Genomic DNA, 25,210 nt, shown 5'->3' with positions numbered 1-25,210 from the left:
GCGTCCTTTACCTGCCCTGGAGTCCCCTGCGCCATGCTCTCACTGGATTTTCTCATTACCTCGCTGATCGTCGTGCTGATCCCCGGCAGCGGCGTGATCCTGACCATTTCCACGGCGCTGGTGGCCGGCAAGCGCGCCAGCCTGTTCACCGCCATCGGCTGTACCGCCGGGATAGTCCCGCACCTGCTGGCCTCGGTGCTGGGCCTGTCGGCCATCCTGCACACCAGCGCGCTGGCCTTCCAGGGTTTGAAGTTCGCCGGGGTCGCCTACCTGCTGTACCTGGCCTACGCCACCTGGCGCGACCGCTCGGCCTTCGCCGTGGACACCCGCTTACCCGCCACCAGCGCCGGCGGTCTGGTGCTCAAGGCGTGCCTGCTGAACATCCTCAACCCCAAGCTGACGATTTTCTTCCTGGCCTTCCTGCCGCAGTTCATCAGCCACGACGGCCCGTCGCCGGCCATGCAGATGCTCGGCCTGAGCGGCGTGTTCATGGTGATGACCTTCGCTGTATTCGTGGTCTACGGCCTGCTGGCCAACCTGTTCCGCAAGGCGGTGATCGAGTCGCCCCAGGTGCAGAACTGGCTGCGCCGCAGCTTTGCCGCCAGCTTCGCCGCCCTGGGCCTGAACCTGGCGTTCGCCCAGCGCTGAAACCTGGTACACGAAACCGGCATGACATTGATCTCTCGACGAGGGCAAGGACATGAACCGCAGCGACGTACTGATCATTGGCGCCGGCCCCACCGGCCTGGTTCTGGCGCTGTGGCTGAGCCGGCAAGGGGTCAAGGTGCGCATCCTCGACCAGACCGCCGGCCCGGGCACCACTTCCCGGGCCCTGGCGGTGCAGGCGCGGACCCTTGAGCTGTACCGCCAGTTGGACCTGACCCAGGCCATCCTCGACCAGGGCCACCGGGTGCCGGCCGCCAACCTCTGGGTCAAGGGCGAACAGGCCGCCCATCTGCCCCTGAGCAGCATCGGCGCCGACCTGACGCCCTACCCCTTCCTGGAAATCTACCCGCAGGACCAGCACGAACAACTGCTGATCGAGCGTCTGCAGCGTTTCGGCGTGACGGTCGAGCGCCAGACCGAACTGCTGGGCTTCATCGACCACGGCCACCTGGTCAGCGCCCAGCTGCGCGGCCCCGACGGCCAGGAGGAAACCTGCCAGGCCTTCTACCTGGCCGGCTGCGACGGCGCCCATTCGACAGTGCGCAAGACCCTGGGCATCGACTTTCCCGGCGGCACCTATCAGCAGGTGTTTTATGTGGCCGATGTCGACGCCCGCGGGCCGGCGCTCAATGGCGAGTTGCACGCGGACCTCGACGAGGCGGACTTCCTCGCGGTCTTTCCGCTGGCCGGCGAAGGCCGGGCACGGCTGATCGGCACAGTGCGCGACGAACGTGCCGAACAGGCGCAAACCCTCAGGTTCGAGGACGTCAGCCGGCGCGCCATGGACAACCTCAAGGTCCAGGTCGACAAGGTCAACTGGTTCTCCACCTACCGCGTGCATCACCGGGTGGCCGAGCGTTTCTTCAGGGGCCGGGCCTTCCTCCTCGGCGATGCCGCCCACGTGCACAGCCCGGCCGGCGGCCAGGGCATGAACACCGGGATCGGCGACGCCATCAACCTGGCCTGGAAACTCGCCACGGTGCTCAACGGCAAGGCCGAGGAACACCTGCTGGCAACCTACGAGTTCGAACGCATCGAATTCGCCCGGCGCCTGGTGGCCACCACCGACCGGGTGTTCAGTTTCGTCACCGCCGACGGGCCGATCGCCAACCTGCTGCGCACCCGCCTGGCGCCACTGCTGATCCCCAAGGTGACTGCGGTGGAAGCGGCGCGCGAGTTCCTGTTTCGCACGGTGTCGCAGATCACCCTCAACTACCGCGACATGCCCCTGAGCTGCGGCAGCGCCGGCCATGTCCACGGCGGCGATCGCCTGCCCTGGGCCCACGGCGCGGTCACCGACAACTTCGCCAGCCTCGACTACCTGGGGTGGCAGGTGCATGTGTACGGCGTCACCAGCGACGCCTTGCGCGCCTGGTGCGCCGAGCGGCAGATACCGCTGACGGTGTTCGACTGGGAACCGGCGCACCAGGCCGCTGGCCTGGCGCGCAACGGCTTCTACCTGCTGCGGCCGGACACTTACGTGGCGCTGGCGGAAAAGTCGGCGGACCCGAAGGTGCTGGAACGCTATTTCGAGGAGCGCAAGATTACGCTGTGAGGGGGGTGGCAGGCTCGATAGTTGTACCGTGCCGGCTGACGTCATCGCCAGGCTCGCTCCTGCACAGGACAGCGCCGACCCTGTAGGAGCGAGCTTGCTCGCGATAGAGCCCGCGAGGGCTCAGCCGGGATGCGTCAGATCCCGGCGAGCGCCAGGTCCATGGCGAAGTAGGTGAAGATCAGGTCGGCACCGGCGCGCTTGATCGAACCCAGGCTTTCGCGAACCACCCGCGCTTCGTCGATGGCCCCGGCCAGGGCGCCGAACTTGATCATCGCGTACTCGCCGCTGACCTGGTACGCCGTCACCGGCAGGCGCGAGGCTTCGCGGATGTCGCGGATGATGTCCAGGTAAGCGCCGGCCGGCTTGACCATCAGCGAGTCCGCGCCTTCCTGTTCGTCCAGCAAGGACTCGCGCACTGCTTCGCGGCGGTTCATCGGGTTCATCTGGTAGCTCTTGCGGTCGCCTTTCAAGGCGCTGCCGCCGGCCTCGCGGAACGGCCCGTAGAGCGCCGAGGCAAACTTGGTGGAATAAGCCATGATCGCGGTCTGGCTGAAGCCGGCCTCGTCCAGGGCGCGGCGGATGGCCTGGACCTGCCCGTCCATGGCCGCCGACGGCGCGATCACATCGGCGCCGGCGCGGGCCGCGGCCACTGCCTGCTTGCCGAGGTTGACCAGGGTCTGGTCGTTGTCCACTTCATGGCCGTGCAGCACGCCGCAGTGGCCGTGGTCGGTGTACTCGCAAAAGCAGGTGTCGGACATCACGATCATTTCCGGCACCGCGTCCTTGGCGATCCGCGACATGCGCGACACCAGGCCGTTGTCGTTCCAGGTGTCGCTGCCGTTGCTGTCCAGGTGGTGCGACACGCCGAAGGTCATCACCGACTTGATCCCGGCGCGGGCGTAACGCTCGATCTCCCCGGCCAGCTTCGATTCCGGAATGCGCATCACCCCCGGCATGCTCTTGATCGGCACGAAATCGTCGATCTCTTCCTCGACGAAAATCGGCAGCACCAGGTCGTTGAGGGTGAACTCGGTTTCCTGGAACAGGCTGCGCATCTGTTCGCTGCGGCGCAAGCGACGGGGACGGGCTTGGGGGAACTGGCTGGACATGGGACTTCCTCAGGGCAGGCCAAGTAAGACGAGGCTGGGCGCGAAAAGACCGCAGCCAAAAGAAGCGAAGCTTATGCCCCAAGCCCCGACCGGCACAAACGCCGCGTCGCCAAAACTGTGTTTGCGCTCTGGTAACAATGCCGTGAAAGCAGGGGGTTACGCCTGTCAGACAAATGCTCCACGACGAAACTGTCGCGTCGATTTTCGATCTAAATAAGACACGCAGAGCTGCGCAGGCCGGCCTTGAAGACCAGTGCCTGCGGCACTTGCTCGCCGCGTGTGCAGGACCTTGCGCCCGATAGAAGCAGGCCCGGGCGAATCATCTGCCGGGGACGACATCGAGGATTTCAGTCGAGCTCCCTGGCAGCACGTTCGCGCGATGGCTGTCGCGGGCACAAGAACCGGGCTTGCAGGCAGTGAGCCCGGTTGTCGTTCTGTCGTGGCGGGTCGCCACAGGGACGCTCGCGGCCCGCCCCCTTGACCCGGGAGGAGAAGCGAAAATGGCCAACTCCGTGAAAAAAATGCCGATCCAGAGTGAAGACAAGGCCACCCGGCGCTCGAGCATGAGCGACCTGTGGCAACCCCTGGAAAAACTGCGGCAACAGGTCGATCACCTGTTCGATGACTTCAATCGCGGCCCCGGCCTGTCACCCTTCAGCCGCGGGTTGTTCGATGTGGATCCGTTCTGGCGGCGCGAACTGATCGGCCGCGGCATGCCCGCCGTCGACATCACCGAGAAAGACGAGAGCTTCGAAATCACTGCCGAATTACCCGGCATGGATCAGAAGAATATCGAGATCAAACTCTCCGACGGCAGCCTGATCATCAAGGGTGAAAAACAAGAGGAAACCCAAGAAAACAGGAAGGGCTACCACCTGAGCGAACGTCATTACGGCTCCTTCGAGCGGGTGTTCAACCTGCCCAAGGGGGTCGATGCCGAAAAGATCGAGGCGAGCTTCAGCAAAGGCGTGCTGAGTATCTCGCTGCCGAAAAAACCCGCCGCCATGACGGCGGACAAGGTCGTGCAGATCAAAGGCGAATGACCCAGGCCAGCCAGCCCCTTGCCGGGAAAACGGCAAGGGGCTTTTTTTGTTTGACGATGACTCCAGCCCGGCACTTCGCTGGACTGCGCCTAAGCCCGATACAGCAGGTTTATCAATTACTTAGGCGAGTTCAACATAGGCCGGTGCTTTCCGAAACCTGACCCGGCTTCCGGTCGCGTGGCGTTAGGTAAAAGCGTGAGAGGTCACGTTTTGTCGTCTTGTCTTATAGAGTCGGCACAGGGGTGTTGCCGTTCAAGGCTGGAATCTTTGAAAACACGTCAGCCATAAAATCCATGAACACGATAGCCCGCGTGGGGAGCAGTCTATTGGCGACATAAACCATCTGCACGGGGACAGGGGGAGCCGCATGGTTGGTGAGAATGAACTGTAATCTCCCGCTGTTCAGCCCGCCCTCAAACAGCCACGCAGGTCCATGCGCCACACCCAGGCCTGCCACGACCGCCGCACTCACAGCGTCGGGCGAGTTGACCCTGAGCCTGCCGGCAATCGGAATGTCCGCGTCCCGGAATCGCCAGGTCGCCCCGGACGACAGCAAGGTGTAGATGATGCAATCGTGGTCGCGTAGGTCATCCGGGGTCTGCGGAACTCCGCGTTTGGCCAGGTAGTCCTTGCTGGCGACGAAGACCCGGTCGTACCACCCAAGAGGCCGGGCGCGCAAGGCGCTGTCCTCCAGATGTCCTATGCGAATGGCGAGTTCGGTGCCTTCATTGACCAGGTCTACGTATCGATCGTTGAGTTGGAGATCCAGGTTCAATTGAGGGTAGCGCTCCAAAAAGGCCGGCACATGCGGCAGCACAAACGCGTGTGCGAGCGCTGTCGGACAGGCTACGCGCAAGAGTCCCGATGGGTCGACGTTGTTCCTGAAGGACGATTCGGATTCATCCACCGCATCCAGGATGCGCCGGATGTCCGCATAGTAGCGTTCGCCCTCCGGCGTCAAGGACAGCTTGCGCGTAGACCGGTGGAGCAAGCGCGTCTGCAAATGATCCTCCAGAGCCGCTACATAGCGGCTTACATTGGGTTGCCCCAGTCCTAGATCCCGCCCTGCCGCCGAAAAGCTCCCAGTTTCTACAGCACGCGCGAAGCATGTCATCAAAAGAAATCGGTCCACTTCGTCGCCTCAATTCATGCTTGATTTGCATGAATTATATGCGAATAGGCAGTCTTATCTACTACGAAGCATGAGCGCATATTTCTCCATGTCGACCGCGGTGGTCGTCATTCACCGGAGAATTCAAATGTCGCGCTTGCAAGGTAAACGTACGCTCATCACTGGTGGCACCAGTGGCATCGGGCTGGAAACGGCAAAGCAGTTCCTGGCGGAGGGTGCTCGCGTGATCGTAACGGGTGTCAACCCCGATTCGATTGCAAAGGCCCAGGCCGAATTGGGCCCGGAAGTGCCGGTGCTGCGCGCCGACTCGGCCAGCGTTGCAGCACAAAAGGAGCTGGCACAAGTCATCAAGGAACACTACGGCCAACTCGACGTTGCCTTCCTCAATGCCGGCGTATCCGTCTGGCTGCCCATTGAGGAATGGACGGAAGATATGTTCGACCGCTCTTTCGACATCAACGTCAAAGGGCCGTACTTCCTGATGCAGGCGCTGTTGCCGGTCTTCGCAAATCCTGCTTCCGTAGTGTTGACGACTTCCGTAAGCGCGCATGCAGGCGCAGATCGCTCGTCCGTGTATGCCGCAACGAAGGCCGCATTGCTGAACATGTCGAAGACGCTCTCGACCGAATTGCTGGGCCGTGGCATCCGTGTCAACGCAGTGAGCCCTGGCCCCGTCGAGACTCCGCTTTACGACAAGCTGGGTATTCCGGAAGCTTATCGCGAGCAGCTCAACAAAGAGATCGCAGCAACCATTCCGCTTGGGCGCTTCGGTACCTCCGACGAGGTGGCCAAGGCAGTGCTGTATCTGGCATCCGACGAGTCGCGCTGGACGGTTGGCTCTGAAATCGTCCTTGACGGCGGCCGCCTGCTGAATGGCTAAGCGCGCAACTCAAGAATTGCGCGAATGCAACATCGCCTGGGCTGAGTCAATCAGGTACTGAACGCCCGCCTCAGCACTTAGCGACGAACCAGTCCCATCCAGACTGTGCAAACAGCGGTACGCGGGAAACCTCTGCCGCTGTTTCCGCTTGATAAACCATCCAGAGCCACTAAAAGCAATGAACGCTCTTACGCTGATAAGCCACCCACTATGCCCATTCGTACAGCGCGCCGCGATTGTGCTTCTTGAAAAGGGCATCCAATTCGATCGGATAAATGTCGATTTATCAGCCAAGCCAGACTGGTTCCTGGCAGTTTCGCCAACCGGCAAGGTCCCCGTGCTCAAGGTGCGCCAGGACAATGCGGAAGATGCGATCCTATTTGAAAGCATGGTCATCTGCGAGTACCTCGACGAAACCCAAGGTGGCGCGCCGATGTACCCCGTTGATGCGTTAGCTCGCGCACGGAATCGCGCGTGGATCGAGTTCGCGTCACAGACGCAAGCTGAAGCCTGGCAGTTTCTCCACGCTCGTGACTCTGCGACCGCAGATGCCAAGCGCACCGCATTTCGCGAACGGCTCGGCAAACTGGAGTCAGAAATAGGCGTGGGGCCGTTCTTCGATGGCTCGGCCTTTGGAATGGTTGATGCGGTTTATGCCCCGCTTTTCCGTTACTTCGAGAGTATCGACGCAACTGTCGCACAGCAGATTTTCGACGGCCTTGCGCGCATTTCGGCTTGGCGTGAGACGCTTGAGGCGCGCTCCAGCGTAAGGGATGCCGTTGTCGAAGACTATGCCGATCGTTTCCAAACGCATCTGCGCCAACAAGGAGCGCTGATCGCTGCCGCTTAGCCGAAGCGATCAATCAACCCAAGCCTTTCGATCAGGAGTCGGGAACATCACGAATCCATCAAAAAGCGCTCTGATCATCGTTGAGTATGTCAACGATTAGCTGGCCCCAACGGGTGGGCAAACGTGCATGCTTCGAAGGTGCCAAGATCCGACCTAAGTTACTGTTCCGTATAGGTTTATGGTTCAAGTCTGTGGGTGTCGAGGACTTGACACAGGCCTTTTTTTGCCGGGCGGCACACCCGCTCAGCGCGAGCTATTGAGCGCCACGGCAGCCAGGATCAGCGCCTTCAAGGCGGCCTCGTCAAGCTTGTCACCCTCATGCAGATCGATCGCCCGCCGGGTATTGCCCTCGAGGCTGGCGTTGAACAGGCCTGCCGGGTCGTCCAGCGCGGCGCCCTTGGCGAAGGTCAGTTTCACCACGTTCTTGTAGGTCTCGCCGGTGCAGAGGATGCCGCCGTGGGACCACACCGGCACCCCGCGCCACTTCCACTCCTCGACCACCTGCGGGTCGGCCTGGCGGATCAGCCCCCGGACCCGGGCCAGCATCTCGCCGCGCCAGTCGCCCAGCTCTTCGATGCGCCCGTCTATCAGCTGTGAAGCGCAAGCGCTCTGCTCTGCCGGCGTGGCGTCGCTGCTCTGTTTCTTCATCCTGATCATCCTCTGGAGGGGTCGCCCGACATTTGAGTATCGCTGACGGGCCATTTCCCTCCAGGTAACCGACGAGCGTCACACCGGCAGCGCGGTGCTCGGTTTTTTTCGGCATGGGGATTTCCGTCTTCAGGCGTGGCACGCCCTCGATGCGGGCTTACTTCTGGCGTCGCTCGGATACGCTGGTGCCCCTGGGATTGAAGGCAGGAGGCAGTTGTCTTGACAGGAGGGAGTAGCGGGAATCGAGAGCCAGGTGCGCCCCGTGGGCGCACCTGGTTTTTTACAGCGGGGGGTGAATCAGTTCCACGGACGGTCGCCGTGCTCGTCCTTGACCCGGGTCGGCAGGCCCATCAGGTCCAGCGCCTTGAGGAACGGCTCGGCCGGCAGCTCCTCGACGTTGACCATGCGCTGCACGTCCCACTCGCCACGGGCCACCAGCAGGGCCGCGGCCACCGGCGGTACGCCCGCGGTGTAGGAAATGCCCTGGCTGTCGGTTTCGGCAAAGGCTTCTTCGTGGCAGGCCACGTTGTAGATGAAGACTTCGCGCGGCTGGCCATCCTTGGTGCCCTTGACCAGGTCGCCGATGCAGGTCTTGCCGGTGTAGCCCGGCGCCAGCGAGGCAGGATCGGGCAGCACGGCCTTGACCACTTTCAGCGGCACCACTTCCAGGCCTTCGGCGGTCTTGACCGGTTGCTCGGAGAGCAGGCCGAGGTTCTTGAGCACGGTGAACACGTTGATGTAGTGCTCGCCGAAGCTCATCCAGAAGCGCACGTTGGGCACGTCGAGGTTCTTCGACAGCGAGTGCACTTCATCGTGACCGGTCAGGTACAGGTTCTGCGAACCGACCACCGGCAGGTCGTCGGTACGCTTGACTTCGAACATGGTGTTGCTGGTCCACTGGCTGTCCTGCCAGCTCCACACCTGCCCGGTGAATTCGCGGAAATTGATTTCCGGATCGAAATTGGTGGCGAAATATTTGCCATGGGAACCGGCATTGACGTCGAGAATGTCGATCGAATCAATGCGGTCGAAATACTGTTGCTTGGCCAGGGCCGCATAGGCGTTGACCACGCCCGGATCGAAGCCCACGCCAAGAATGGCGGTGACGTTCTTCTGCTGGCATTCCTCGAGGTGTTTCCACTCGTAGTTGCCATACCAGGGCGGCGTCTCGCAGATCTTGCCCGGTTCTTCGTGAATGGCGGTGTCCAGGTAGGCCACGCCGGTATCGATGCAGGCACGCAGCACCGACATGTTGAGGAAGGCGGAGCCGACGTTGATGACGATCTGCGATTCGGTCTCGCGGATCAGCGCCTTGGTCGCCTCGATATCCAGCGCGTTGAGCGCGTAGGCCTTGATTTCAGCGGGCTGTTTGAGGCTGCCCTTGGCCTTGACGCTGTCGATGATGGCCTGGCATTTGGAGATGTTGCGCGACGCGATAGCAATACGACCGAGTTCGTCGTTGTGCTGCGCGCACTTGTGGGCCACCACCTTGGCGACACCTCCTGCACCAATGATAAGAACGTTCTTCTTCAATTTCTTTATCTCTCCTTTCCGCCAGCTTACGAGAGGCTGGACAGGTAGTCTTCGAACCCAAATTCACGAACCACCTCGACACTACCGTCGAGTTGTTTCACTACGATGGACGGCATTTTCAGGCCGTTGAACCAGTTTTTCTTGACCATGGTGTAACCCGCCGCGTCAACGAACGACAGCCGATCGCCGATGGTCAGCGGACGATCGAATTGGTACTCGCCGAAGATGTCTCCGGCCAGGCAAGACTTGCCGCACACCATGTAGGTATGTTCGCCCGTGCTGGGTGCCAGCTTGGCGTTCAGGCGATAAATCAGCAGATCGAGCATGTGCGCTTCGATGGAGCTGTCGACCACCGCCAGGTGCTTGCCGTTGTAGAGGGTGTCGAGCACGGTGACTTCCAGCGACGCGCTCTGGGTGATCGCCGCTTCGCCCGGCTCCAGGTAGACCTGCACGCCGTACTTCTCGGAGAACGCCTTGAGGCGCGCGCAGAAGGCGTCCAGGTCGTAGCCTTCGCCGGTGAAGTGGATGCCGCCGCCGAGGCTGACCCATTCGACCTTGTGCAGCAGGTGGCCGAAGCGTTCCTCGATGGTGCCCAGCATCTGGTCGAACAGGCCGAAGTCGGCGTTCTCGCAGTTGTTGTGGAACATGAAGCCGGATATCTGCTCGATGACCGCCTCGACCTTCACCGGGTCCCATTCGCCCAGGCGGCTGAACGGACGCGCCGGGTCGGCCAGCAGGTAATCGGAACTGCTCACCTGGGGGTTGACCCGCAGACCGCAGACCTTGCCCGCGGACGCCTCGGCGAAGCGCTGCAGCTGGCCGATGGAGTTGAAGATGATCTTGTCGCAGTTGTCGAGCATCTCTTCGATTTCGTCGTCGGCCCAGGCCACGCTGTAGGCGTGGGTCTCGCCGGCGAACTTCTGCCGGCCGAGCTTGAGCTCGTACAGCGACGACGAGGTGGTGCCGTCCATGTACTGCTGCATCAGGTCGAACACCGACCAGGTGGCGAAGCACTTGAGCGCCAGCAGGGCCTTGGCACCGGACTGTTCGCGCACGTAGGCGATCTTCTCCATGTTGCCGAGCAGTTTCTGTTTGTCGATGAGGTAGTACGGCGTTTTGATCATTTCGAGGCCTCCGGCCAGGCCAGCCAAAAAAAGGATGCGCATTGTGCCTTCACTTGCTGCGTATCGAAAGGGCAGAAAGCACCGCTCGCCGGGTCAGTGCCTCGGCACTGTGTCCGGATCGGCGCCGTCGCAGGCAATGGACCAGGACGCAAACCGCCTGGCAGCCCCTATCCTAGGGGCCCGCCATGACGTTCTGAGGTGGCGCGCCGCGGTGGCTGGCGCATCGCACTCGCCGCTCAATCATCCTCGTGCAATTTGATGCCCCGGGCGTGCAGCAGGTGGGGCACCACCAGCACCAGCAGGGTCAAGCCGAGGAAGGCCGCGGCTATCGGTTGGGTGACGAAGATCGACCAATCGCCCTGGCTGATGGACAAGGCGTTGCGCAGTTGTTTTTCCGCCATCGGCCCCAGCAGCATGCCGACGATCACTGGCGCGACGGGGAAATCGAAACGCCGCATCAGCACCCCGCCCCAGCCGATCGCCAGCATCAGCAACAGGTCGAAGGACGAATGGCGCATGCCGTACACGCCGATGGAGGCGAACACCAGGATCCCGGCATTGAGGTACGGCCGCGGGATCTGCAGCAGTTTCACCCAGAGCCCGACCAACGGCAGGTTCAATACCAGCAGGATAACGTTACCGATATACAACGAGGCCACCAGGGTCCAGACCAGCTCGCCCGAGGTCTGGAACAGCAGCGGCCCCGGCTGCAGGTTGTAGTTCTGGAACGCCGCCAACAGGATCGCCGCGGTGGCGGAGGTCGGAATGCCCAGGGTCAGCAGCGGCACCAGGGAACCGGTGGCGCTGGCGTTGTTGGCGGCCTCCGGGCCGGCCACCCCTTCGATGGCGCCCGGTCCTTTGCTGGCGGCAAAGTCTTGCGGGTGCTTGCTCAGCTTGCGCTCGGTGGAATAGGACAGGAAGGTCGGGATTTCCGCGCCACCGGCCGGGATCGAGCCGAACGGAAAGCCGATCAGGGTGCCGCGCAGCCAGGCGGGAATCGAGCGTTTCCAGTCCTCTCGGGTCATCCACAAGGACGTCAGGCGATGCCGGCCGGACGCTTCCTCCTTTTGATACAGCAGGCTGTACAAGGCCTCCCCCACGGCAAACAGGCCGACCGCCACCAGCACCACTTCGATGCCATCGACCAGCTCGGGAACGCCCAGGGTGTAGCGGGCAATGCCCGAGGTCGAGTCGAGGCCGATCAGGCCAATGCCCAAGCCGATCCCTAGCGAGGCGAAACCGCGCAGCATGGACGCGCCGAGCACTGCCGACACCGTGGTGAAGGACAGCACCAGGATCGCGAAATACTCCGCGGGGCCGAACTTCAGCGCCAGCATGGCGACGATGGGGGCGAACAGGGTCAGCAGCACCGTGGCGATGGTCCCGGCGAAAAACGAGCCGATCGCCGCGGTGGCCAGGGCCGGTCCGGCGCGGCCGTTGCGGGCCATGAGATTGCCCTCCAGGGCGGTGACCATCGAGGACGACTCGCCCGGGGTATTGAGCAGGATCGAGGTGGTCGAACCACCGAACTGCGCCCCGTAATAGATGCCGGCGAACATGATCAGCGCGCCGGTGGGATCGACCTTGGCGGTGATCGGCAACAGCAGCGCCACGGTCAGCGCCGGGCCGATCCCCGGCAACACGCCGATCGCCGTGCCCAGCAGGCAGCCGATAAACCCCCAGAGCAGGTTGATCGGCGCCAGCGCCGCGGAGAAACCTGTCGCCAGGCTCAAGAGAATGTCCACCGTGTGACCTCCTTCGGCCCGGTTCAGATCCAGGCGTTGAACAGGGGTGGCAGGGCCACGCCCAGCCCGGCGTTGAACAGCCAGTAGATCGGCAGGGTCAGGGCGATGCCGATAGCCAGGTCACGCAGCGGCCGCCGGCTGCCGAAACCCCGTGCCGAGCAGGCGAACAGCAAGCCGGCGGCCAGGACGAAACCGATCAGGTCGATCAGCACGGCAAGCACCACCAGACCGGCGGTGACCCAGGCCACGCCCAGCCTGCCACCGGGCAGGGCCTGGGCGGTTTCGTCGTCGTGGACGGCCAGTTCGCGGAAACCGCCGGTACAGGCCTGATAGCTCAGCAACAGGCCCACGGCGCCGAGGAAGGCCGCGACCGCGCTGGGATAGACATGGGCACCGAGGATGACGAAGCCCATCTCGGGCGGAAAGCGCAAGGCGCCGACGACCAGCACCAGGCTGATGGCGATCAGCCCCAGGCCAATCGCCAACTGCGACAGCACGACCCTGCTGCGCCCGGCCATCTCAAAGCAGCCCGACCTTGACCAGCATCGCTCGCAGGCGCAGGTGTTCCTCGTCGACGAACTTGCCGAACTCGTCACCGGTGAGGACGCTCGGCGACCAGGCGTTGGCTTTCACATTGTCCTGCCAGACCTTGCTGTTGGTGGCGGCCAGCACCGCGTCGGTGACTTGCTTGCGCTGCTCGGCGCTGAGGTTGGCCGCGCCATAGACACCGCGCCAGTTGCCGATGATCACGTCGTAGCCATTCTCCTTGAGGGTCGGCGCATCGATGCCGGGCACGCGCTCCGGAGCGCCGATGGCGAGCAGGCGGAACTGCTTGGACTGCACGTACTTGGCCAGTTCGGCATAACCGCCGGTGATCACCGTGATGTGGCCGCCCAGGGTCGCGGCCACCACTTCGCCGCCGCCGGCGTAGGCGACGTAGTTCACCTTGTTCACCGGCACGTCCATCTTGCTCGCCAGCTCGGCGATGCCGATATGGTCGATGGAACCCTTGGAGCCACCGCCCCACTTGATGCTGGCCGGGTTGGCCTTGAAGTCCTTGAGCAGGTCTTCGAGGGTCTTGTAGGGCGAATCCTCACGCACCGCCAGCACGTTGTATTCGGTGAACAACCGGGCGATCGGCGTCACGTCCTTGAGGCTGATCTGCGGCTTGTTCTGCTCCACCGCCGTGACCATGATCGCCCCCACCACCAGCAGCGCATTCGGGTCGCCCTTGGTGCTGTTGGCGAACTGCGCCAGGCCCAGGGTGCCCCCGGCCCCGCCCTTGTTCTCGAAGGTCACGGACTTGGCCGTGCCGGCCTCGAGCAGGGCCTTGCCCAAAACCCGCGCGGTCTGGTCATAACCGCCGCCCACGGAGCCCGGGGCCATGAACTTGACCGTATCCAGGGCAAACGCCGGGGTTGCGAGGGTGAGCGTGGCGAGGCTGGCGGCAAGGGCCATGCCGCGGCTGAATCGACGCAGTGCTGTAAACATCAGGTTTCTCCCGAGACTATTGTTTTTGTTGATACCGGTTGAATGCGCCCAGGGCTGCCGCCCTGTGTGGCCTGCGATTAAGTGTAGACGGCCGGCGGTGGGCGACCGCCAGAGCAGAGAACCCAGGGTGAACACGGCGTCCAGAGTCTGGATTCGGGGTGGGTTGGCCGGCATGCAACCCGGCCGTGCCAATCAGCGAGGGAGGATCAGCGATTCGGCCAAAGAGGATCGGCGTTCCTTGCCATCACGAGCGGGTCTTCACAGTGATGAACATGTGCAGCCGATCGTGGATCTCCTGGAGGGTGTGGCGAAACGGTTCATGTTTGTCGCTGGTGACCGGGTCCTCGAAGTTCCAGACGATCACCTCGCCGGAGGACGGCATGCGCGCGGCCTCTTCCGAGGACTTGTCGCACAGGGTGATGACATAGTGGAACTGCTGCCCGGCGAACTCGTCGAGGGCCTTGCTGCGCAGCCCGTCGGTGGCGATGCCGATATGTTCGAGAGACTCCAGGGTGCGCGGGTCGATCTCGCTGGCCACCAGGCCGGCGCTGAAGGCGTCGAAGTGTTCGGCGTCGGCATGGCGCAGCAGCGCTTGCGCCATCAATGAACGGGCATCGTTCCTGGCGCACACGAACAGCACGCGGCGTTTGTCACTCATGGTTCATGTCCCCTGTTTTCAGACTGCTGGGGATAGTGCCGCGCAAAATCGCACTTTTTATGACAGCCTTTTTTCGCCGGCGGGAATACCGCGGCGACGGCGCGCAGGCGTTGCCCCGCCGGTTGATCCCGGCGTGACCTGTGAAGGGTTGAGTTAGAGCGACAGAACACCCTGGCGGCAACAGGTGTCTGGAGGAAGGCCCGCCGCGTGCGGACAAGGCTCGGTCATCAGTTGTTACATATCAGGCCATGCAGCACGCCGAAGCGCAGCCCCGGTTCGGAAGGCGTCATATGGGTGACGCCAAACACCTTGAACGCCGCCAGCATCACCGCCAGGCCACCGGGCAGGATGCCCAGGCGATGGGATTGCAGCCCGGCCAGCCGCAGGCGCTTGACATGCCCGGCCTCCAGCAGGCGCAACGACAGGCGCAACAGCCCGCCGTAGGTGATGCCGTCCTGGCCATAGTCGTTCAGGCCGTTGGCCTTGAGCACCTTGGCCAGGAACCGGGCGGTGCCCGAGGAGCCTATGGCCTGCTGCCAACCGAGCTGGCGATAACGCCGGGCGACTTTCTCGAACTTCAGGCTGGCCAGGCGCTCGGCTTCCTGCAGGGCATGAGCCGAGACCGCGCCGCCCGGAAAGTAGCGCGCGCCGAAGCTCCCGCTGCCAATGGCGATGCTCTCGGTCAGCAAGGGCTGGGCGCCCTGCCCGAGGATCAGCTCGGTGGAACCGCCGCCGATGTCCACCACCAGCCGCATGCTTTCGCTGCCCGGCACGGTATGGGCGACGCCGGCATACACCAGCCGCGCCTCTTCATGCCCGGAAATGACATCGATGCGAAACCCCAGGTGACGCTCGGCGCTGGCCAGGAACAGCGGCGCATTGTCGGCTTCGCGCACGGCGCTGGTGGCCACCGCCCGTACCCGACCGGCCTCGAAACCGCGCAGCTTCTTGCCAAAGCGCGCCAGTGCCTGCCAGCCCCGGTCCAGCGCCAGCTCGTCCAGGGCGCCCTCCTGGAAGCCCTCGGCCAGGCGCACCGGCTCACGCAGGGTCTTCACTTCCTGGATCATGAACCCCTGGCTGCGCCGGACCGGCTGGCCGATCATCAGGCGAAACGCATTGGACCCAAGATCAATGGCTGCGAACAGAGAAGCGTCGCCTTTCATGGGGGATTCCTGGCAGATTCATCGACCGGCAGGCCGCAGCCTGTCGACTACTAAAGACGGTTTGCGGCGATCTTGCCATGGCGTCGATGACGCCAAGATGACAGCCGCCCGCCTTGATCCGCCCGGCCCTCCAGTTGCGCTCACACAGACCTTGTCCTGCCGCAGCCCGGTCACGAAAGGCTGTTCGGCGGCAAGGGGACTGTCATCATTGGGTCATTTTTCGCAGTGATACTCGCGTTATCAGCAACGCGTGCTCTCCTTTAACGCTGCCATCTTGGGCAGCTTTTTTTTGCCCGAAAATCCTCGCGACAACCTTGCCGGATCGAGACAGCCTGCCTACCCATCAAGGGCTGCGACATCCATCACCGCCGCTGCTGCGACCGCGTCGGCACAAGGCTCGCCGCGATCGTCCAGGCGGCGGCGAGCGAACAGGGCCGCTGAACGCAGGGCTTGCCTGGCCGAACGCAAGTAGAACGCCTGCAACTGAAACACATGCCACCTCGCGGCATGCACTTCCAGGCGACAGGCCACGCCGCAGTGCAGCGCGCGCTCGGCCAGGCGTGTGGCGTCCGCCAGCAGCAATTCCTGGTCCCCCACCTGGATCAGCATCGGCGGCAGCCCACGCAAGTCGGCGCTCAATGGACTGTGCAACGGGCTCTGGGCAGGCGCTGCGTAGGCGCGCAGCCCTTGCTCGAGCCAATCGCGCCGCAGCATGGGATCGGCGTACTGGCGGGTGATAAGGGTTGGCCCGCTCAGCGTCGTATCCGTCACCGGGGACAACAGCAGCAGGCCCGCGGCAAAGGGCTCGCCCCGCTGTTGCAGCGTCAGCGCCAGGGCCAGGACGAGAGAACCACCCGCGGAGTCGCCGGCCAGCAGGATCTGCCGCGCCGAATAGCCTTGCGCCCGGATCGCCTGATAGCAGGCCAACGCATCTTCCAGGGCCGCGGGAAACGGCTGTTCCGGCGCCAGCCGATAGTCCGGTACCCAGACGGTCATCCCCGCTTCCCGGGCCAGGCGGCTGGTAACGCTGCGGTGCGTGGCAGGGCCGCCCAGGCAGAAGGCACCGCCATGCAGATAAAGAATCACCCCACCCGCCTCGGCATGGCCCGGTGTCAGGATTCGCAGCGGTACGCCCGAGACGTGGGCCCGTGCCTGGCTCACGCCAGCGCAGCCCGGCATCAACCAGGACAGGCCGTTGACGATACGCCGCTGGGTGGCAATGCTTCGCGGCGGACCGATCAGCGCCCGGAAGCTCACCCGCAAGAGTTGGCGCAACACACCGGCACTGAGGACTTCGAGGCCATCACGGGGCTCGGCAATCACCTGCCCGTAGACCTGCCCCGACTCGCTGGCCAGCGCCCTGGAGAAACCATAGGCGCGCAATGCCGAATAACGGGTCAGCCAGCGATAGGACAAGGTGAAGCCCGGCCAGTTGGTGCTGTTATTGCCCGCTGCATCGACATACCAGCTCTTGCAACCGCTCCACACGGAACCGGCCAGGCGGCGCTGGATCCGTTGATGAAAACGCTGCTCAGCCTGGTCATCGACCTCGACGGTGGTGGCCGCAGCCTTCTGCATCGCACGCCAGCAGCGCATGACATGGGATATCTGGCTTTCCAGCATGTAGACGATCGAGTTGTGCCCCAGGTTGGTATTGGGGCCATACAACATGAAGAAGTTGGGAAAGCCCGGCACCGCCAGCCCCAGATACGCGCGTGCGCCCTGCTCCCAGGCGTGCTGCAGCTCCACCCCGCCGCGCCCGACGATCGTCATCGGTGCAAGGAACTGCGTCGCCGCGAACCCCGTGCCGTAGATGATCGCATCCACCTGGTGGTGCCTGCCGTCCAGCGTCTCGATGCCCTGCTCGGTGATGCGCCCGATACCCTCGGTGATCAACTGCACATTGGGCCGGGCCAGGGTCTTGAGGTAATCGCTGGACAGCAGGATGCGCTTGCAGCCGATGGGGTAATCCGGGATCAGTTGCCGGCGCAGCTGCGGGTCACTGACCGACTGGTTCAACAAGCGGCGAAACGGCAGGCCGACCGCCCACTTCATCAGCCCCTTGAGGCGGGTAAAACCCAGGGCCCTGGATTCGTAGCGCAGGTAGATGGCGGCACGATGCAGCGCCATGCGCCACGGCCTCCTGGCGAACAGCTGCTTTTCTTCGTCGCTGTAGGCGCGATCGGGCCGGGGCAAGATGTAGGCCGGCGAGCGCTGGAATACCTTGAGCTGCGCCACCGGGTCGGCGATGGCCGGCACGAACTGAATCGCCGAAGCGCCCGTTCCTATCACCGCCACCCGTTTCCCCGCCAACGAATAGCCGTGATCCCAGCTCGCGGAATGGAACACACGCCCCTTGAACGCCTGCATGCCTTCGAACGTCGGCAGCGCCGGCCGGCTGAGCTGGCCAGTGGCGCTAATCAGCAAGGCAGCGCGATGCACCCGCCCACCGACTTCGGTGATGCACCACTGCGCGCTGGCCTCGTCGAATCGCGCCGCCCGCACTTCAGCGCCGAAGCGGATATGCCGCTGCACCTCATACTTGCGTACGCAATGCTGCAGATACCCCTGTATTTCGGCTTGCGGGGCAAACATCCGCGTCCAGCCGGGGTTGGGTTCGAATGAAAACGAATACAGGTGCGACGGCACATCGCAGGCAGCGCCCGGGTAACTGTTGTCCCGCCAGACGCCGCCGACATCCTGCTGTTTTTCCAGAATGATGAAGTCCGTGACGCCGGCCTTGCGCAGCGCGATGGCCATGCCGATGCCGGCAAAACCGCTGCCGATGATCACGGCGGTGAGTGGCGCCGGCGATTGCAGGTCAGGTTCGAGTTGGGGCATGCAGCACCTCTTTTGTTGTTTTTTTCATGGGCAGGCACAGGTCTTCGCATGATCAGGTCCCAGGGTTTCCCGCTAATCCCGATCAGCGTAGCCTGCGCGCCCATCATGCTTGCCCGCCCTCGCCAGTCCCATGACGTAATGGGACAGATACTTTAGTATTCAGGCCAATTCCTTTCCCTGACCCAGGTCGCGAGCATGAACATGCTGGAGTTGTCGCGGGGACCGGCCAGTGCCCTGCTGATGGTGGATTTCGGTCGCGAAAGAGGCTTCTCGCCTGCGCGATTGCTGGCCGGTTCGGGCCTGTCGCTGGCCCGGCTGGCAGATCCCAACTTCGAGCTGTCATGCGCCCAGGAACTGCGCCTGATCAATAACCTGCTCAACCTGTCGGGACACCCGCAGGGGCTGGGCTATCAAGTGGGCGAGCGCTATCACTTCTCGACCTACGGGCTGTTCGGTTATGGCCTGATCAGCAGCGCGACCGCGGGTGACGCCTTGAAGCTGGCCCTGCGCTTCTTGCCGCTGACCTACGCGTTCACCCGGATCGCCTACCATGAGCAACCCCCGCTCGGCATCCTGACGTTCACCGAACCGGCGCTGACGGACGAGTCGCTCAGAGACTTTGTGATCGAACGCGACATGGCCGCCGCCGCGGTGCTGCTCAAGGAAATAGCTGGCCGCGAGTTCTCGCTGGCAGGTTTTACCCTGAAGAAGAAACGCCCGGTCGATCAGGTGGCGGCCAGTGCCGGCAGTATTCTTGGCGTGCGCCCCACCTACCTCGCCGACCGCAACAGCCTGGCCTTTGATCGTTCGCTGCTGAGCCGCCCACTCCCCCAGGCAAACACCGTCACCGTCGCGATGTGCGAGCAGATGTGCGCGCAATTGATGGAGCGCCGCAGCCCCCGCACGGGCACCGCCGAGCTGGTCCGCCAGTACCTGAACATCGCCCCCCTGGGCGTACCGCCAGACCTGCCGGGCATGGCCAGCCTGATCAATCTCAGCGAGCGGACCTTGAAACGACGCCTGCACGAGGAAGGCACCTGTTACCGGCACCTGCTGGAGCAGTCGCGCAGCGCCGAGGCCCTGGAGTTGCTCGGCGACCCGACGCTGAAACTGACAGACATCGCCGAAAAACTGGGCTACAGCGACCTGTCGAGTTTCTCCCAGACCTTCAAACGCTGGTACGGCGTATCCCCCAGAAGCTATCGCCACGCGTCCAGGGCCACTTAGGCAACAGCCAGGCCGGGCCTGACTGCAAAGCACCCTCGCCTACAACGTCAGGCTGCCCTCGATACAGGTCACCACCGAGCCGCCGATCCAGATTTCATCGCCGACCTGCTCGACCTGGATGCGCCCGGCCCGGCCCATGCTCAAACCCTGGCTGACCACGTAGGACGCCGGCGCCAACCCCGCGCCCAGCAGCCATTGGGCGATGCCGGCGTTGAGGCTGCCGGTGGCCGGGTCTTCCGGCATGCCGTCGCCGGCGATAAAGGCGCGCACCTCGAACTGCGCCGCGTCGCCATCGCGCTCGGGGTTCCAGGGGGCGATCACTCCGACCGCAAGGCCCTTGAGCTGTGCATAGTCGGGTTGCAGGTCGAGTACCTGGCCGCGCTCGGCCAGCAGCACCGCCAGCCAGCCGGCGCCGTTGTCCACCCATTGCGCGTCGACGATGGCGTCAGGCGCCAGCCTCAGGCCCTGGCGCACCTGCTCCAGCAACCCGGCCTCCACCGGGCCGGACTTGAGCAAGGGCGGCGCGAGAAACGCCAGCTCGGCGCCATTGCGGCGAATGCGCACCAGGCCGACCGCGCACTCCTGGACGATCTCCTCGCCCTTGGGCACGCCGCCGGCTTCCAGCCAGGCATGGCAACTGCCGAGGGTCGGATGGCCGGCGAACGGCAGTTCCTGCAGGGTGGTGAAGATCCGCAGGCGATAGTCGGCCCGCGGGTCTTGGGGTTCGAGGATAAAGGTGGTTTCGCTGAGGTTGGTCCAGTTGGCGAACGCCGCCATGCGCGCGTCGCTCAACTCATCGGCGCCGAACACCACCGCCAGCGGGTTGCCCTTGAGCGGCTGGTTGCTGAAGACATCCACCTGCTTGAAATCGAATCGGCTCATTGCGGGTCCTTGTCTGAATGAACACGGCCAGGCCTGGAACCGGCCTGACCTGCAAAAAAACATACCTGTAGCCGCTGGCGAAGCCTGCGATCGATGACGCAGTCATCGCAAAAGGACCCACGCGTTGTGCCAGACAGAACGCGTCGTCAGGTTCTACGACGACTACGTCGCCGAGCGCAGCCTGCGGCAGCGGCTACAGAGAGGGCAGTCAGACCGGCTTGGGAATTTCCAGGCCGCGGATCACCGCCGGGCGTGCGAGGAAACGCTCCAGCACGCGCTGCACGTTGGGGAAGTCCTTGAAGCCCACCAGATCGCCCGCTTCATAGAAGCCGACCAGGTTGCGCACCCAGGGGAAGGTGGCGATATCGGCGATGGTGTAGCGCTCGCCCATGATCCAGTCGCGACCTTGCAGGCGGCCCTCGAGCACGCTCAGCAGGCGGCGGGATTCGGCGACGTAACGGTCGCGCGGACGCTTGTCCTCGTAATCCTTGCCGGCGAATTTATTGAAGAAGCCCAGCTGGCCGAACATCGGGCCGATGCCGCCCATCTGGAACATCAGCCACTGGATCGTCTCGTAGCGCGCCGCGGATTCCTGGGCCAGCAGTTGCCCGCTCTTGTCCGCCAGGTAGATCAGGATCGCCCCCGACTCGAACAGCGCCAGCGGCTGGTTGCCCGGGCCGTGGGGGTCGAGGATCGCCGGGATCTTGTTGTTCGGGTTCAGCGAGAGGAACTCGGGGGACATCTGGTCGTTGGTTTCGAAACTGACGCGATGCGGCTCGTAGGGCAGCCCGATCTCTTCGAGCATGATCGAGACCTTGACGCCGTTGGGGGTCGGCAAGGAATACAGCTGAATCCAGTCGGCGTACTGCGCCGGCCATTTCTGGGTGATGGGGAATGCATGGAGATCGGTCATGACAGGCTTCCAATGACAGTCAGATGAAAGGCCGTGGCCCGGGGCCGGGCGCGACGGCGCTAGATTACAGGCATCGGTCCGCGGCGCGCATTCTTAAATTCGAAACATCCGGTGGTTAAGCTTCCCGGCAGCCAGACAGCGGTGCGGATAAAGTGACGGGCCACGCTCGCAGCCCCATGCCCGGATCGAACCAAAAGGCGTCCTGGGACTCTGAGCACTACCTACGGGTAGAACACTCGTTCAACGACAGGGAAAACCACGCGAAGCGGGAGCTCGCCGTGGAAAGGTTTGTCAGCCTTAACCGATTGCGCTGAAGTACCGACGATCCATGAAGAATCTGCTGAGTTTCACCCAACGCCTGCAACACCGGTCCTACGTGTTCTTCCCGGCGCTGCTGCTGACCAGTGGGCTGCTGCTGTCGCTGGAGTCCAGCGAAAGTCGCGCCCAGCCGGTGGACGGTACCCAGACCCTGGTCTTTTTGCGCCACGCGGAAAAACCCGCCGGCGGCCTCGGCCAGCTCAACTGCCAGGGCCTGAACCGCGCCATCGACCTGGCATCCCTGCTGCCGGAAAAATTCGGCAAGGCCAATTACGTATTCGCCGCCAACCCGACGCGCAATGTCGAGGAAGGCGAGCTCGACAACTCCTACAGCTACATCCGCCCGCTGATGACCATCAGCCCCAGCGCCATCAAGCTCGGCCTGCCGGTGAACATCGAATTCTCGGCCAACGACACCAGCGAACTGGCCGATGAGCTGCTGCATGACCGCTACCACAACTCGATCATCTACACCGCCTGGTCCCACGGCTACCTGCCGGAGCTGATCAACAAGGTGGCGCGCGAAGCCGTCGGCGAAAAACGCACCATCACCGACGACTGGGCCTCCAACGACTTCGACTCGCTCTACGTGCTGACCCTGACCTGGCACAACGGCAAGGCCACCCTCGACAGCCGCAGCTACAAGCAGGGCCTGGATAACGGCGAGGAAAACTGCCCGACCTGATGCGCCGCCCTCAGCGCAGGGCGTCCAGCAGGCGGTACCAGGCGATCCCCGCCCCCAGGTACAGACGCTGCAAACCATGCAGCGGAATCGGCCGGATCGGCGTCACCGGAAACGGAAATTCACTGCTCGCCCCCGACAGCCGCGCCGCCAGGTGCTTGCCCAGGGCCGTGGACAAGGCGATGCCGCGACCGTTGTAGCCGAGCAGGATCGACAACCCCGGCTGCGGCTCATGCAGCTGCGGCAGGAAGCTCTGATTCAACGCCACCCTCCCGCTCCAGCGATACTCGATGGGCGTGCCCGCCAACTGCGGAAACAGGCCCAGCAACGAACGCTCCAGATGACGCCAGTCGCCGCTGTGGCTCGGTTCGGAAAACGGTCCGCGCCCCCCCAGCAACAAGCGCCCCTGGGCATCCTGTTTGAAATACAGCAACAGCCGCCGGGCGTCGGAACAGACCTCGCCGTTCGGCAGGATGCCCTGACGCAGCTCGACCGACAGCGGGCGGGTGGCGATGATGAAACTGTTGGCAGCAATCACCGTCTGCCGCAGCCGTGGCCACAGGTCGTCGGTGTAGCCATTGGTCGCCAGCACCACGCGCTGGGCCTGGACCCGATAGCCCTGGGCGGTGCGCAGCTGCCACTGCCCGCCTTCGCGCTGCAAAGCCTCGACCCGGGTCTGCCCGTGAATCCGCACGCCCTGCTGCTGCGCCACCCTGGCCAGGCCGCGCGCATAGTTCAGCGGGTGTAGGCTGCCGGCGCGCGGATCGACCCAGCCGCCGAGGTAGTTCTGGCTGCCGATGCGCCGACCGACGGCGGCGCGGTCGAGCAATTCCACCGTCACCCCGCGCCGACGCCACTGCTCGGCGCGCTGTTCGATGGCCTGCAGGGAACTGGCGGAAAACGCCGGCTGAATCCAACCCTTGCGCGTCGCATCGCAGGCGATGCGATGCTGCTCGATCAGGGCGAACACTTCGTCGGCGGCCGAGCCGGCCGCCTCCAGCATGGCCTCGGCGCGGGCCGCGCCGAACTTGGCCAGCAACTGATCCGGGTCGTACTTGAGCCCGGGAATCACCTGCCCGCCGTTGCGTCCGGAGGCACCCCAACCCGGCTCCCCGGCGTCCAGCACACAGACACTGACCCCGGCCTCGGCCAGGCGCAGCGCGGTCACCAGCCCGGTGTAGCCGGCGCCGACTATGGCCACATCGGCCCGCAGGTCTTCGGCCAGCGCCGGGGTCTCGACCGCCGCCGTCGCCGTGGCGGCCCACAAGGAAGGCGGCAGGCGCAAGGTTTCGGCGGCCTTCATGCCTGCACCTCCGCGCCCTGGTTGAGCAGGCGCTTGAGGAAGTCCTGGGTGCGCGGATGGCGCGGCGCGCTCAGCACCTGCTTCGCCGGCCCGGCCTCGACGATCTTGCCGCTGTGGAGGAAGCACACCTTGTCCGCCACGTCCTGGGCAAAGCCCATTTCGTGGGTGACCACAATCATGGTCATGCCTTCGTCGGCGAGCTTGCGCATCACCGCCAGCACCTCGCCCACCAGCTCCGGGTCCAGCGCCGAGGTCGGCTCGTCGAACAGGATCGCCTGCGGGTCCATGGCCAGGGCCCGGGCGATCGCCACCCGCTGCTGCTGGCCGCCGGACAGCTCGTCCGGATAGGCGTGCATGCGATGGGCCAGGCCGACTTTTTCCAGCAGCGCCTCGGCCCGCTCCCGGGCCTGCTGCGGGTTCTGCTTCTTCACGTAGATCGGCCCTTCGGTGACGTTCTGCAACGCGGTGCGATGGGGGAACAGGTTGAAGCGCTGGAACACCATGGCCACCTGAGTACGCAGCTGGTGAATGGTCTTGCCATGGCGGTCGACCCGTTCGCCGCTGACCAGAATGTCGCCCTGCTCGTAGCTTTCCAGGCCGTTGATGCAGCGCAGCAGGGTCGACTTGCCGGACCCCGAGGGTCCGATCAGGCACACCACTTCCCCGCTCTGCACGCTCAGGTCGATGCCTTCGAGTACCGCCACGTTGCCGAAACTCTTGTGTACGCCCTTGATCTCGATCATGACTTTCTCCGGGTGCTGAAGCGCGCCTCCAGACGACGCAGGGCAAAGGACAACGGCAGGCTCAGGGCCAGGTAGAGCAAGGCCACCAGGGTGTAGACGGTCATGTTCTCGAAGGTCGAGGACGCGATGAGCTGACCGGCGCGGGTCATTTCGGCCACGGTGATGGTGGACACCAGCGAGGAGTCCTTGAGCATCATCACCAGGGTGTTGCCATAGGGCGGCAAGGCGATGCGAAAGGCCTGGGGCAGGACCACCCGGCGCATGATCATGCCGCCGCGCATGCCGATGGATTCGGCCGCCTCGATCTGCCCCTGGTGAATGGCCTGGATGCCGGCGCGGAAGTTCTCCGCCTGGTACGCCGAGTAGGCGATGCCCAGGCCAATCACCCCGGCCTGCATGGCCGTGAGCTGGATGCCGAAATCCGGCAGCACGAAGTAGATGTAGAACAGCTGCACGATGATCGGCAGGCCGCGAATGACGTTGACCACGCCAATCGCGAACAGGGAGATCGAGCGCACCTTGGACACCATCATCAAGGCGAATACCAGGCCGATCAGCGAGCTGAGCACAAAGGAGCCGGCCGTGACCTGCAAGGTGACCACCGCCCCTTTCAGCAGAATGGGGAGGAAGTCCAGAGCGTTCTGGAGAAACATAGGAGGACCTGCGCAATCAGGAGTGAAGCGACCCCGCCGGACGGCCGGGCC

23 protein-coding genes are annotated in these 25,210 nt (G+C 63.9%); 7 read left to right on the top strand and 16 right to left on the bottom strand.

Translation table 11 applies throughout. The features are described from left to right. Nucleotides 1–33: 33 nt before the first annotated feature. Together BMY68_RS03430 and BMY68_RS03425 are read left to right on the top strand one after the other, a co-directional pair. Nucleotides 34–648, top strand: coding sequence for a LysE family translocator (locus BMY68_RS03430; protein ID WP_085530417.1), 615 nt, complete (start codon nt 34–36; stop codon nt 646–648). Nucleotides 649–700: 52 nt separating this feature from the next. Further along, nucleotides 701–2,221: an FAD-dependent oxidoreductase gene (locus BMY68_RS03425; RefSeq protein ID WP_085530416.1), complete on the top strand. Its 1,521-nt coding sequence runs from the start codon at nt 701–703 to the stop codon at nt 2,219–2,221. Between the two features lie 134 nt (nt 2,222–2,355). On the opposite strand, the gene hemB is transcribed toward BMY68_RS03425, so the two are convergent. Continuing rightward, a complete protein-coding gene (gene hemB, locus BMY68_RS03420; RefSeq protein ID WP_009043161.1) occupies nt 2,356–3,330 on the bottom strand; it encodes a porphobilinogen synthase in 975 nt (324 codons plus the stop codon). Nucleotides 3,331–3,830: 500 nt separating this feature from the next. On the opposite strand from hemB, the gene BMY68_RS03415 reads away from it, so the two are divergent. After that, the gene (locus tag BMY68_RS03415; protein WP_062822871.1) at nt 3,831–4,373 is read left to right on the top strand and encodes an Hsp20/alpha crystallin family protein; all 543 of its coding nucleotides are present in this window, start codon (nt 3,831–3,833) and stop codon (nt 4,371–4,373) included. Nucleotides 4,374–4,596: 223 nt separating this feature from the next. On the opposite strand, the gene BMY68_RS03410 is transcribed toward BMY68_RS03415, so the two are convergent. Continuing rightward, entirely contained in the window at nt 4,597–5,505 is a 909-nt protein-coding gene (locus tag BMY68_RS03410) for a LysR family transcriptional regulator (RefSeq protein ID WP_085530415.1), read from the bottom strand. 127 nt (nt 5,506–5,632) lie between these two features. Between BMY68_RS03410 and BMY68_RS03405 the strand changes: the two genes are divergently transcribed. Continuing rightward, the gene (locus tag BMY68_RS03405; RefSeq protein ID WP_009043159.1) at nt 5,633–6,385 is read left to right on the top strand and encodes an SDR family oxidoreductase; all 753 of its coding nucleotides are present in this window, start codon (nt 5,633–5,635) and stop codon (nt 6,383–6,385) included. Between the two features lie 178 nt (nt 6,386–6,563). After that, complete coding sequence (locus BMY68_RS03400; RefSeq protein ID WP_085530414.1) at nt 6,564–7,235, top strand: glutathione S-transferase family protein; 672 nt, start codon at nt 6,564–6,566, stop codon at nt 7,233–7,235. A gap of 243 nt (nt 7,236–7,478) precedes the next feature. Here BMY68_RS03400 and BMY68_RS03395 read toward each other — a convergent pair whose 3' ends face one another. From BMY68_RS03395 to BMY68_RS03355, 9 genes are all read right to left on the bottom strand, one after another. Beyond that, nucleotides 7,479–7,883: a DUF1801 domain-containing protein gene (locus BMY68_RS03395; protein WP_085530413.1), complete on the bottom strand. Its 405-nt coding sequence runs from the start codon at nt 7,881–7,883 to the stop codon at nt 7,479–7,481. A gap of 297 nt (nt 7,884–8,180) precedes the next feature. Next, a complete protein-coding gene (locus BMY68_RS03390) occupies nt 8,181–9,416 on the bottom strand; it encodes a saccharopine dehydrogenase family protein (protein ID WP_062822877.1) in 1,236 nt (411 codons plus the stop codon). 26 nt (nt 9,417–9,442) lie between these two features. After that, entirely contained in the window at nt 9,443–10,540 is a 1,098-nt protein-coding gene (gene nspC, locus BMY68_RS03385; RefSeq protein WP_085530512.1) for a carboxynorspermidine decarboxylase, read from the bottom strand. Nucleotides 10,541–10,776: 236 nt separating this feature from the next. Next, nucleotides 10,777–12,285 carry a tripartite tricarboxylate transporter permease gene (locus BMY68_RS03380; RefSeq protein ID WP_053260512.1) on the bottom strand — a complete coding sequence of 503 codons (1,509 nt, stop codon included), beginning with the start codon at nt 12,283–12,285 and terminating at the stop codon, nt 10,777–10,779. A 23-nt stretch (nt 12,286–12,308) separates the two neighbouring features. Continuing rightward, on the bottom strand, nt 12,309–12,803 hold the full coding sequence (locus BMY68_RS03375) for a tripartite tricarboxylate transporter TctB family protein (protein ID WP_085530412.1): 495 nt from the start codon (nt 12,801–12,803) through the stop codon (nt 12,309–12,311). A gap of 1 nt (nt 12,804) precedes the next feature. After that, a complete protein-coding gene (locus BMY68_RS03370) occupies nt 12,805–13,776 on the bottom strand; it encodes a Bug family tripartite tricarboxylate transporter substrate binding protein (RefSeq protein ID WP_085530411.1) in 972 nt (323 codons plus the stop codon). A 244-nt stretch (nt 13,777–14,020) separates the two neighbouring features. Then, nucleotides 14,021–14,434, bottom strand: a complete 414-nt coding sequence (locus tag BMY68_RS03365) for an arsenate reductase ArsC (RefSeq protein WP_009043151.1) — start codon at nt 14,432–14,434, stop codon at nt 14,021–14,023. Nucleotides 14,435–14,661: 227 nt separating this feature from the next. Then, nucleotides 14,662–15,597, bottom strand: coding sequence for a Ppx/GppA family phosphatase (locus tag BMY68_RS03360; RefSeq protein WP_053260509.1), 936 nt, complete (start codon nt 15,595–15,597; stop codon nt 14,662–14,664). A 336-nt stretch (nt 15,598–15,933) separates the two neighbouring features. After that, on the bottom strand, nt 15,934–18,438 hold the full coding sequence (locus BMY68_RS03355; RefSeq protein ID WP_085530410.1) for a flavin-containing monooxygenase: 2,505 nt from the start codon (nt 18,436–18,438) through the stop codon (nt 15,934–15,936). Nucleotides 18,439–18,633: 195 nt separating this feature from the next. Here BMY68_RS03355 and BMY68_RS03350 point away from each other — a divergent pair, with 195 nt between their 5' ends. Next, complete coding sequence (locus tag BMY68_RS03350) at nt 18,634–19,665, top strand: AraC family transcriptional regulator (RefSeq protein WP_085530409.1); 1,032 nt, start codon at nt 18,634–18,636, stop codon at nt 19,663–19,665. A 39-nt stretch (nt 19,666–19,704) separates the two neighbouring features. Here BMY68_RS03350 and BMY68_RS03345 read toward each other — a convergent pair whose 3' ends face one another. Both BMY68_RS03345 and BMY68_RS03340 read right to left on the bottom strand, forming a co-directional pair. After that, entirely contained in the window at nt 19,705–20,547 is an 843-nt protein-coding gene (locus BMY68_RS03345; RefSeq protein WP_085530408.1) for a PhzF family phenazine biosynthesis protein, read from the bottom strand. 208 nt (nt 20,548–20,755) lie between these two features. Beyond that, the gene (locus BMY68_RS03340; protein ID WP_085530407.1) at nt 20,756–21,460 is read right to left on the bottom strand and encodes a glutathione S-transferase family protein; all 705 of its coding nucleotides are present in this window, start codon (nt 21,458–21,460) and stop codon (nt 20,756–20,758) included. Nucleotides 21,461–21,788: 328 nt separating this feature from the next. Here BMY68_RS03340 and BMY68_RS03335 point away from each other — a divergent pair, with 328 nt between their 5' ends. After that, nucleotides 21,789–22,463 carry a histidine phosphatase family protein gene (locus BMY68_RS03335; protein WP_085530406.1) on the top strand — a complete coding sequence of 225 codons (675 nt, stop codon included), beginning with the start codon at nt 21,789–21,791 and terminating at the stop codon, nt 22,461–22,463. A 10-nt stretch (nt 22,464–22,473) separates the two neighbouring features. On the opposite strand, the gene BMY68_RS03330 is transcribed toward BMY68_RS03335, so the two are convergent. The 3 genes from BMY68_RS03330 to BMY68_RS03320 are packed head-to-tail and all read right to left on the bottom strand — an operon-like array spanning nt 22,474 to nt 25,159. Beyond that, nucleotides 22,474–23,763: an NAD(P)/FAD-dependent oxidoreductase gene (locus BMY68_RS03330; RefSeq protein WP_085530405.1), complete on the bottom strand. Its 1,290-nt coding sequence runs from the start codon at nt 23,761–23,763 to the stop codon at nt 22,474–22,476. Then, nucleotides 23,760–24,506, bottom strand: coding sequence for an amino acid ABC transporter ATP-binding protein (locus BMY68_RS03325; RefSeq protein ID WP_009048220.1), 747 nt, complete (start codon nt 24,504–24,506; stop codon nt 23,760–23,762). The genes BMY68_RS03330 and BMY68_RS03325 overlap by 4 nt, the downstream gene beginning before the upstream one ends. Beyond that, a complete protein-coding gene (locus BMY68_RS03320) occupies nt 24,503–25,159 on the bottom strand; it encodes an amino acid ABC transporter permease (RefSeq protein WP_009043142.1) in 657 nt (218 codons plus the stop codon). Before BMY68_RS03320 ends, BMY68_RS03325 begins: the two co-directional genes overlap by 4 nt. Nucleotides 25,160–25,210 lie beyond the last annotated feature (51 nt).

Origin of the sequence: Pseudomonas sp. NFACC41-3 (assembly GCF_900109505.1) — a bacterium.
GTDB lineage: Bacteria > Pseudomonadota > Gammaproteobacteria > Pseudomonadales > Pseudomonadaceae > Aquipseudomonas > Aquipseudomonas chlororaphis.
Note: the sequence above shows the minus strand (reverse complement) of the source record. Positions and strands in the feature narration are given on the sequence as shown.

Excerpts from the sequence above, each read along its gene's own strand:
- BMY68_RS03405 (WP_009043159.1), top strand. The coding sequence starts at position 5,633 with ATGTCGCGCTTGCAAGGTAAACGTACGCTCATCACTGGTGGCACCAGT.
- BMY68_RS03340 (WP_085530407.1), bottom strand. The coding sequence starts at position 21,460 with ATGACCGATCTCCATGCATTCCCCATCACCCAGAAATGGCCGGCGCAG.
- BMY68_RS03355 (WP_085530410.1), bottom strand. The coding sequence starts at position 18,438 with ATGCCCCAACTCGAACCTGACCTGCAATCGCCGGCGCCACTCACCGCC.
- BMY68_RS03320 (WP_009043142.1), bottom strand. The coding sequence starts at position 25,159 with ATGTTTCTCCAGAACGCTCTGGACTTCCTCCCCATTCTGCTGAAAGGG.
- BMY68_RS03325 (WP_009048220.1), bottom strand. The coding sequence starts at position 24,506 with ATGATCGAGATCAAGGGCGTACACAAGAGTTTCGGCAACGTGGCGGTA.
- BMY68_RS03335 (WP_085530406.1), top strand. The coding sequence starts at position 21,789 with ATGAAGAATCTGCTGAGTTTCACCCAACGCCTGCAACACCGGTCCTAC.
- BMY68_RS03415 (WP_062822871.1), top strand. The coding sequence starts at position 3,831 with ATGGCCAACTCCGTGAAAAAAATGCCGATCCAGAGTGAAGACAAGGCC.
- BMY68_RS03350 (WP_085530409.1), top strand. The coding sequence starts at position 18,634 with ATGAACATGCTGGAGTTGTCGCGGGGACCGGCCAGTGCCCTGCTGATG.
- BMY68_RS03330 (WP_085530405.1), bottom strand. The coding sequence starts at position 23,763 with ATGAAGGCCGCCGAAACCTTGCGCCTGCCGCCTTCCTTGTGGGCCGCC.
- BMY68_RS03345 (WP_085530408.1), bottom strand. The coding sequence starts at position 20,547 with ATGAGCCGATTCGATTTCAAGCAGGTGGATGTCTTCAGCAACCAGCCG.
- BMY68_RS03400 (WP_085530414.1), top strand. The coding sequence starts at position 6,564 with ATGAACGCTCTTACGCTGATAAGCCACCCACTATGCCCATTCGTACAG.
- hemB (WP_009043161.1), bottom strand. The coding sequence starts at position 3,330 with ATGTCCAGCCAGTTCCCCCAAGCCCGTCCCCGTCGCTTGCGCCGCAGC.
- BMY68_RS03430 (WP_085530417.1), top strand. The coding sequence starts at position 34 with ATGCTCTCACTGGATTTTCTCATTACCTCGCTGATCGTCGTGCTGATC.
- BMY68_RS03395 (WP_085530413.1), bottom strand. The coding sequence starts at position 7,883 with ATGAAGAAACAGAGCAGCGACGCCACGCCGGCAGAGCAGAGCGCTTGC.
- BMY68_RS03425 (WP_085530416.1), top strand. The coding sequence starts at position 701 with ATGAACCGCAGCGACGTACTGATCATTGGCGCCGGCCCCACCGGCCTG.
- nspC (WP_085530512.1), bottom strand. The coding sequence starts at position 10,540 with ATGATCAAAACGCCGTACTACCTCATCGACAAACAGAAACTGCTCGGC.
- BMY68_RS03370 (WP_085530411.1), bottom strand. The coding sequence starts at position 13,776 with ATGTTTACAGCACTGCGTCGATTCAGCCGCGGCATGGCCCTTGCCGCC.
- BMY68_RS03360 (WP_053260509.1), bottom strand. The coding sequence starts at position 15,597 with ATGAAAGGCGACGCTTCTCTGTTCGCAGCCATTGATCTTGGGTCCAAT.
- BMY68_RS03365 (WP_009043151.1), bottom strand. The coding sequence starts at position 14,434 with ATGAGTGACAAACGCCGCGTGCTGTTCGTGTGCGCCAGGAACGATGCC.
- BMY68_RS03375 (WP_085530412.1), bottom strand. The coding sequence starts at position 12,803 with ATGGCCGGGCGCAGCAGGGTCGTGCTGTCGCAGTTGGCGATTGGCCTG.